Source organism: Trebonia sp. (assembly GCF_049794275.1).
Classification (GTDB): domain Bacteria; phylum Actinomycetota; class Actinomycetes; order Streptosporangiales; family Streptosporangiaceae; genus Trebonia.
Genome location: NZ_JBARCR010000446.1, coordinates 1 through 7861, shown reverse-complemented (window position 1 = coordinate 7861; position 7861 = coordinate 1). Strand labels below are relative to the sequence as shown.

General features: G+C 68.5%; 6 protein-coding genes and 2 pseudogenes. 1 reads left to right on the top strand and 7 read right to left on the bottom strand.

Going from position 1 to position 7861, the window contains the following annotated elements; genetic code table 11:
- The 7 genes and pseudogenes from WA805_RS12345 to WA805_RS12315 all read right to left on the bottom strand — a co-directional run.
- Positions 1–613 (bottom strand): annotated as a pseudogene (locus tag WA805_RS12345) (hypothetical protein); the annotation flags it as partial.
- A gap of 145 nt (positions 614–758) precedes the next feature.
- The gene (gene clpX / locus WA805_RS12340) at positions 759–2033 is read right to left on the bottom strand and encodes an ATP-dependent Clp protease ATP-binding subunit ClpX (RefSeq protein ID WP_424560317.1); all 1275 of its coding nucleotides are present in this window, start codon (positions 2031–2033) and stop codon (positions 759–761) included.
- A 187-nt stretch (positions 2034–2220) separates the two neighbouring features.
- Positions 2221–2874: an ATP-dependent Clp protease proteolytic subunit gene (locus tag WA805_RS12335; protein WP_422276685.1), complete on the bottom strand. Its 654-nt coding sequence runs from the start codon at positions 2872–2874 to the stop codon at positions 2221–2223.
- 31 nt (positions 2875–2905) lie between these two features.
- Positions 2906–3475: an ATP-dependent Clp protease proteolytic subunit gene (locus WA805_RS12330; RefSeq protein ID WP_422276699.1), complete on the bottom strand. Its 570-nt coding sequence runs from the start codon at positions 3473–3475 to the stop codon at positions 2906–2908.
- Between the two features lie 172 nt (positions 3476–3647).
- A complete protein-coding gene (gene tig, locus WA805_RS12325) occupies positions 3648–5135 on the bottom strand; it encodes a trigger factor (protein WP_422276687.1) in 1488 nt (495 codons plus the stop codon).
- A gap of 99 nt (positions 5136–5234) precedes the next feature.
- Positions 5235–5621, bottom strand: coding sequence for a phage holin family protein (locus WA805_RS12320; protein ID WP_422337830.1), 387 nt, complete (start codon positions 5619–5621; stop codon positions 5235–5237).
- Between the two features lie 116 nt (positions 5622–5737).
- Positions 5738–6802, bottom strand: a complete 1065-nt coding sequence (locus WA805_RS12315; RefSeq protein WP_422276691.1) for an aldo/keto reductase — start codon at positions 6800–6802, stop codon at positions 5738–5740.
- A gap of 87 nt (positions 6803–6889) precedes the next feature.
- Here WA805_RS12315 and WA805_RS12310 point away from each other — a divergent pair.
- Positions 6890–7861: pseudogene (locus WA805_RS12310) on the top strand (hypothetical protein); the annotation flags it as partial.

Genomic DNA, 7861 nt, shown 5'->3' with positions numbered 1-7861 from the left:
AGCCGGGCTGGCCAGGATAGCCCGGCCTGGGCGCCTGGGCCGGCTGGGGTGCCGGGGCTGGCTGCCGGCCTGGCGCGGCGAAGCCTGGCCTGGACGGCTGCGGCGCGAAGAAGTCCTGCAGGGCGGGATCCATGCGCGCGGTGTAGTCCTGGACGGCGTACTCCTGGTCCGCGTCGCTCCGGGCGGTCCCGGCCGCGTGGCGGCCCGTGTGGCTGGGTTGCGCGTGACTGGGTTGCGCGTGACTGGGTTGCGCGTGGTCCCGCGGCTCGAACTGCTGGCTGGGCTGGCCCCAGTCCGCTGGCGGGTAGTCCTCTTGCGGGAGCCCAAGGGAGGCTCCCGTGCCGGGACGGTGCTGGGCGTTGGAGCCGTGCTGCCCGCTGGCGCCGTTGCTGTAGCCGCCCTCGCCCTGGTCCTGGGCCCAGAGGTCCTCGGGGTCATAACCGGGGAAGCTCGGCTGGGCGGACTGCCCTTGCCGCCCGGGCTGACCGTAGGAGTGCCGGCCGTTACCCGGCCGGGACCGCCCGGAGTCCTCCGAGTCAGGGAAGCCCGGTGTGCTGTCGCTGACCCCGCCTTCGGGATCCCAAGTGGGCCTGGAGGCGTTCCAGCCGCTCATGTGCGCTCTCCCCCAGTCGTGGTCGCACAGGAAACTGTGCCCTGACTAATTCCCCGAGAGTACCGAGGGCCAGCCCAGGTGAGAGGCATTACGGGCAAACTGAGGGCAGCACTTCCAAACTGCTGCGCGCCGCCGCCACCGAGCGTCAGGCGGACTTTTCCCTGGGTGTGCGGCGGGAGACGTCGCGCGGCACCAGCGTCGGGTTGACGTTTTCCAGAACGGCTTCCCTGGTGATGACAACCCGCTCGACGTCCTTGCGACTCGGCACCTCGAACATCACCGAGAGCAGCACTTCCTCCATGATCGCGCGCAGGCCGCGGGCGCCGGTGCCACGCAGCAGCGCCTGGTCGGCTATCGCCTCGATGGCGTCCTGGGAGAACTCGAGGTCCACGCCGTCCAGCTCGAACAGGCGCTTGTACTGCTTGACGAAGGCGTTGCGCGGCTCAGTGAGGATCTGGATGAGCGCCTCACGGTCGAGGTTGTGCACGCTGGTGATGACCGGGAGACGGCCGACGAACTCGGGGATCATGCCGAACTTGAGCAGGTCCTCCGGCATCACCTCGGCGAAGGCGTCCGCGATGACGTGCTTGCTGCGGACCCGCAGCACGCCGTTGAAGCCGATGCCGTTGCTGCCGGACCGCTGCTCGATGATCTTCTCCAGGCCGGCAAACGCGCCACCGCAGATGAACAGCACGTTGGTGGTGTCGATCTGGATGAACTCCTGGTGCGGGTGCTTGCGGCCGCCCTGCGGGGGGACGCTGGCGGTGGTGCCCTCCAGGATCTTCAGCAGCGCCTGCTGCACGCCCTCGCCGCTCACGTCCCTGGTGATGGACGGGTTCTCCGACTTGCGGGCGATCTTGTCGATCTCGTCGATGTAGATGATCCCCGTCTCGGCCTTCTTGACGTCGTAGTCGGCCGCCTGGATCAGCTTGAGCAGGATGTTCTCGACATCCTCCCCGACGTAGCCCGCCTCGGTGAGCGCGGTGGCGTCGGCGATCGCGAACGGGACGTTGAGCAGCCTGGCGAGGGTCTGGGCAAGCAGCGTCTTGCCCGAGCCGGTCGGGCCGAGCAGCAGGATGTTGGACTTGGCAAGCTCCACGTCATCGCTGCCCTGGCGCTCACCGCCGGACTGGATGCGCTTGTAGTGGTTGTACACCGCGACAGAGAGCGCCTTCTTGGCCTTATCCTGGCCGATCACGTACGAGTCGAGGAACTCGTAAATCTCGCGCGGCTTCGGCAGGCTGTCCCATTTGAACTCGGACGGCTCGGAGAGCTCTTCCTCGATGATCTCGTTGCAGAGGTCAATGCACTCATCGCAGATGTACACGCCTGGACCGGCGATGAGCTTCTTGACCTGCTTCTGGCTCTTTCCGCAGAACGAGCACTTCAGCAGGTCGCCACCGTCACCGATGCGTGCCACCCAGTTTCTCCTTTACATGGGGCCGCCGGCCACGGCCCGGTTCCCCGGGCCGGGCACGACGGGCATGTCCCGCCATGCCGTCATGCGCTTGCTCTATGACGGTACCGCCTTCGGAGGTCCGATGGACCAATCAAACCCCCTCAGCGGCCCGGGAGGGAAGAGGTGAAATCCTCCGTATCCCTCCTTGCTAGTGCGACACTACCTCCGGGATGCGCTCCGACCCCCTCTTGAGGATGGTCAGCACCTCGTCGATCAGGCCGTATTCCTGGGCATCGGCGGCTGTCAGGAACTTGTCCCGCTCGATGTCGCGCCGGACGACCTCCTCGTCCTTACCGCTGTGCCGGGCAAGGATGACCTCCATCGCGGCGCGCATCCTGAGGATCTCCCTGGCCTGGATCTCCATGTCGCTGGACTGCCCATAGCCGCCTTCCGTGGCGGGCTGGTGGATCAGGATCCTGGCGTTCGGCAGGGCCATCCGCTTGCCCTTGGTGCCCGCCGCAAGCAGCACCGCGGCGGCGCTGGCCGCCTGGCCGATGCAGCAGGTGGTGATGTCGGGCTGGATGAACTGCATGGTGTCGTAGATCGCCATCATGGACGTCATCGAGCCGCCCGGCGAGTTGATGTACATGGTGATCTCGCGGTCCGGGTCGATGGCCTCCAGCGTGAGCAGCTGGGCCATGACGTCGTTCGCGGACGCGTCGTCGATCTGGACGCCGAGGAAGATGATCCGCTCCTCGAAGAGCTTGTTGTACGGGTTCATCTCCTTGATCCCGTACGAGGTGCGCTCGACGAAGGACGGCAGCACGTACCTCGACTGTGGGTACCGGCTGAGGTCGGTCACGGTCGTCTCCTAATCGTGGTTCGGCTGGGTGTCAGGACACGGGGCCCGCTGAGGGGACCTCGAGCGCGCTGCGGACCACGTGGTCGACGAAGCCGTACTCCTTGGCCTCGTCGGCGGTGTACCAGCGGTCGCGGTCCGCGTCCAGCTCGATCTGCTCGATGGGCTGGCCGGTGTGGAACGCGGTGCGCTCGAAGAGCGTGCGCTTGATGTAGAGCATCTGCTCGGCCTGGATCCTGATGTCCGAGGCCGTGCCCCCGATGCCGCCGGACGGCTGGTGCATCAGGATCGTGGCGTGCGGCAGCGCGTAGCGCTTGCCCCGGGCCCCCGCGGTCAGCAGGAACTGGCCCATCGAGGCGGCCATGCCCATCGCGTACGTGGCCACGTCGTTCGGCACGTACTGCATGATGTCGTAGATCGCCATGCCGGCATAGACCGAGCCGCCTGGCGAGTTGATGTACATGGCGATGTCGCGCCTGTCATCTTCGGCCGATAGCAGCAGGATCTCGGCGCAGATCCGGTTGGCGATGTCGTCGTCCACCTGCTGGCCGAGGAAGACGATCCGGTTCCGCAGCAAGCGCTGGAACAGCAAGTCCCCTGGCATCACGGGGGCGTCAGGGGTGGCCGTCCTTGCAGCTGGCTCAACTAGCAGAGGCTGTGTCACGTAGGTCACCTGCTCCGATCACTTCGGTGTCGATGATTGGACATTAACGCCACCGCGGAGCGACCTAGTCCGCCAGAGCCTGCTGTTCGCTACCGGCGCACGCCGCTAGGGGTCAGGCCTCGTCGGTGGTGTCCGCGGCGGCCTCGTCCGCGGGCGTCTCGTCGGTCTCAGCCTCAGACTCGATGGTGCCCGCGACGTCGACCGAGAGGTCGTCGACATCGATGTCGCCTTCGCCCTCCGCGGCGGCCTGGGCGGCGAGCATGCCGTCCACGTCGGAGTTGAGCGCCTCGATCTCGGCCTTGACGTCGACGTCGCGGCCCGCCTCGTCGGTCACCTTGACCCGCTCGGCGACGAGCGTGGCGGCCTTGCCGCGCAGCACCTCGGTCACCGCCGCGCCGAGCTGCCCGGACTCCGACAGCTGCCTGGCCAGCACCTCAGGCCCGACACCTATCCGCTGCGCCTGGTCGGCGACGAAGTACGACAGCTCGGCCTGGTTCACCGAGAGCTCCTCGGTGCGGGACACCTCGTCGAGGATGAAGCCCACCTTGACGGCGCGCTGCGACTGCTCGAGGAGCTCGGCGTTGAACTCCTCCTCCGTCTGCTCCCTGCTCTCCAGGTAGTCAGCGAGCGGCATGCCGACCTGCGCCAGCTGGTTGTCCACCGACTCGCGGGCGTGCTCCATCTCGTGCTCGACGTACTTCTCGGGCAGCGGGATGTCCACGCTGTCCACGAGCGCGTCGACGGCGCGGTCCCGCGCCTGGGTGGCCTGCCGCAGCCGCTTGACCCGCTCGAGCTGGCCGCGGGTGTCGGCACGCAGCTCGCCAAGGGTGTCGAACTCGCTCGCCAGCTGCGCGAAGTCGTCGTCCAGCTCAGGCAGTTCCTTGACCTTGACGCTCTGCACGGTCACCGTGACGTCGGCCTGCTGGCCGGCGGCGTCGCCGCCCGCGAGCTCGCTGGTGAAGGTCGACGAATCGCCCGCGGACATGCCGGCGAGCGCCTCGTCCAGGCCCTCGAGCATCGTCCCGCTGCCGATCTCGTAGGACAGTCCGCTCGCCTGCGCGTCCTCGATCGGCTCGCCGTCCACCGACGCCGACAGGTCGATGGTGACGTAGTCGCCGTCCTCCGCCGGGCGCTGCGCGGTCTTGAGCGACGCGAACCGCTCCCGCAGCGACGAGAGGTACTCCTCCACGTCGTCGGGGGTGACCTCGGCGTTCTCTACGGTGACGGACAGCCCGGACAGGTCGGGCAGCTCGAATTTGGGCCGCACCTCGACCTCGGCAGTGAACGTCAGCTCCTTGCCGTCTTCCAGCTGGGTGATGTCGACGTCCGGCTGGCCGAGGGTGAACACCTCGGCCTCCTGCACCGCCTTGCTGTAGAGCTCGGGCAGCGCGTCATTGACCGCCTCGGACAGCACCGCGCCACGGCCCACCCGCATGTCGATGACCTGCGGCGGCACGCGGCCGGGACGGAAGCCGGGGATGCGCACCTGCTGCGACACCTCACGGTAAGCCTTGTCCAGGCTCGGCTTGAGTTCCTCAAAGGAAACTTCGACGCTCAGCCGGACCCGGGTCGGGCTCAGCTCTTCGACGGCGGTCTTCACGGCGGGGTGACTCCAGGGACGTGGACGGTGACTGCGCGGAACCTGCGCAGAGAAAAGTGTACGGCGGATAAGTCTATGGCCTCGCGGGCCGGGCAGGCGTCAGCGCTTGCCGTCCCACCTGTCGGGGATCACCAGGTGCAGCACCCAGCTGACCACGGCGATGATGAGCGCGCCCGCCACGGCGGCCACGAAGCCCGTGACGTGGAACGGCAGCTTGAGCTGTCCCGCCACCCAGCTGGCGAGCCAGAGCAGCAGCCCGTTGACCACCACCGCGACGAGACCGAGTGTCAGCACGTAGAACGCGCAGCCGATCGTCTTGATGATCGGCTTGAGAAGCATGTTGATGATGCCGAAGATGATCGCGACGACCAGCAGCGTCCCGGCCTTCGCCGCGTCGCCGTGTCCCGCGACGACAATTCCGGGGACCACCCAGGCCGCGACGCCGAGCGCCGCCGCGGACACGAGGATCCGCAGGAGGATTGTCATGGCCCTTTTTCTACAGCACGAGGGTCCCTGTGCGCGGCCCGGTGACGAGACCGGAATGCCCCGGTAGCCAGGCAGGCCGCCAACGCAGGCCCGCGGTCCGGCGACGCCGGTGGCGGCTACTCCTCGCCAGGCAGGTACTGCGCGAGCAGCGCCAGGTCGGCGGGGCCGAGACGGTCGGCGGCGGTGTTGAGCTGATGCCAGTACGGGTAGATCAGCTCCGGCGCGCTCACCTTGTCGAGTGCCGCTCGCTCGTCGGCGCTGAGCAGCAGCGACGCCCCGCCCAGGTTGTCGAGGAGCTGCTCGTCGGTGCGCGCCCCGATGATCACCGACGTCACGGCCGGCCGGCCGAGCAGCCAGGCCAGCGCGACCTGGGCGGGCGACGCGCCGTGCGCGCCGGCGATGTCGACGAGTATCTCGACCGTGTCGTAGAGCTTCTCCCTGGTCCTGACCGGCGGCTCGTTCCACGTCCCGGAGACCTGCCGCGTCCCGCTCTCGGGAGAACCGTTACGCCGGTACTTGCCGGACAGCAGCCCGCCGGCCAGCGGCGACCACACCAGGATGCCGAGCCCCTGGTCGACGGCCAGCGGGACGAGCTCGTACTCGGCGTCCCTGGCCTCGAGGGAGTAGTAGACCTGCTGGGCGGCGAACCGCTCGAACCCGTGGCTGTCCGCGACCGCGAGCGCCTTCATGAGCTGCCAGCCCGCGTAGTTCGACGCCGCCAGGTAGCGCACCTTGCCCGCCGATACCAGTGAGTTCAACGCGGACAGCGTCTCCTCGAGCCGGGTCTGCCCGTCCCATTCGTGCACGTGATAGATGTCGATGTGGTCGGTGCCGAGGCGGCGCAGGCTCGCCTCGCACCCGGCGATGATGTGCTGCCGGGACAGGCCGGCGTCGTTCGGGCCGTCGCCCATAGCCATCCGCACCTTGCTGGACAGCAGCAGCGTGTCGCGGCGGCCCTTGATCACCTCGCCGGTGATTTCCTCGGCGAGCCCGCCGGAATACACGTCGGCCGTGTCGATCAGGTTCACCCCGGCGTCCAGGCACATGTCGACCTGCCGTCGCGCGCCGTCGATGCCGGTCGCCCCGACGGCGCTGAACCCGCCGCGCCCGCCGAACGTCATCGTGCCAAGCGTCAGCGCCGAGATCCGCAGTCCGCTGTGCCCGAGCTGCCGGTACTCCATTGACCCTCTCCTTCTGATCGCAGATATCTCGAACGTACAGCGCCCCCTCCTCCCGCATGGCCGCTGGGTAAGGGTAAAAGTTCTCTTGTGAGAGGCTCATCCGGCGGGCAGCTGCCGGTCCCTGACTGGCTATCGGAGGCCGTGCCCGACTGGCTGGCTAACGTGATGGGGCCGAAGAAGACGCCCATCCCCTGGCGGGAAATGATCCGGGCCGTGTTCGCGATCTGGGTGCCGCTCGCGGCAGGTTTCATCACCGGACGGCGGGAGATCGCCCTGCTGACCGCCATGGGCGGCCTGCTCAGCGTCATGATCGATCAGGGCGGCCCGTTCCGTGCCCGGCTGCGGCGGATAGGGACCGCCGCCGTCTTCGGCGGCGCGGTGGGGCTGACCATAGGCTCAGTGATCCACGGCCGCGGCTGGATCGCGGTGATCGCCCTCGTCGTGATCGCCGGCGTGTCGGCGATCCTGGCGCGGCTCGGCGCCGTCGGCTCGGCCACCGGGCTGCAGCTGCTGATCTACAGCGCACTCGGCCTCGGGCCGCTGGGCGCGCTGCGCCCGTGGTGGCACACCGCGCTCGGGTTCGTCGGCGGGGCGATATGGGGCCTGGTGCTGATCATGCCGGCCTGGCTGCTGTCGCCGCGGGGCGCGGAACAGCGCGCCGTCGCCGACGTCTACCACGCCATCGCCGACGGCCTGCGGGCGATCGGCACTCCCGAGGTCGTGAACACGCGCCGCGCGGTGACCACCGCCCTGAATACGGCGTACGACACGCTGCTGACCGGCCGGTCGGCGGCCAGCGGGCGCAACGAGCTGGACATGCGGCTGATGGCGATCCTCAACCTCAGCCACCAGATGGTGGAGGCCGCCACCGCGCTGCGCAGTTCCAGCGAGCGGCCGCCGCCGTGGGTCACCGACACCATCGACCGGCTCGCCGGCGCGGTGCTTACGCTGCGGCTGGACGAGACCGCGCCGTCGTTCATCCCGCCGCCGTGGTCGTCCTCTGCTGGCGCGCTCGCGCTGCGCGATGCGATGGTCGCGCTGGCCCGCTGCATCTCGGGG

Coding starts and splice junctions, on each gene's coding strand:
- WA805_RS12330 (WP_422276699.1), bottom strand. CDS start 3,475: ATGCCAGGGGACTTGCTGTTCCAGCGCTTGCTGCGGAACCGGATCGTC.
- WA805_RS12320 (WP_422337830.1), bottom strand. CDS start 5,621: ATGACAATCCTCCTGCGGATCCTCGTGTCCGCGGCGGCGCTCGGCGTC.
- WA805_RS12315 (WP_422276691.1), bottom strand. CDS start 6,802: ATGGAGTACCGGCAGCTCGGGCACAGCGGACTGCGGATCTCGGCGCTG.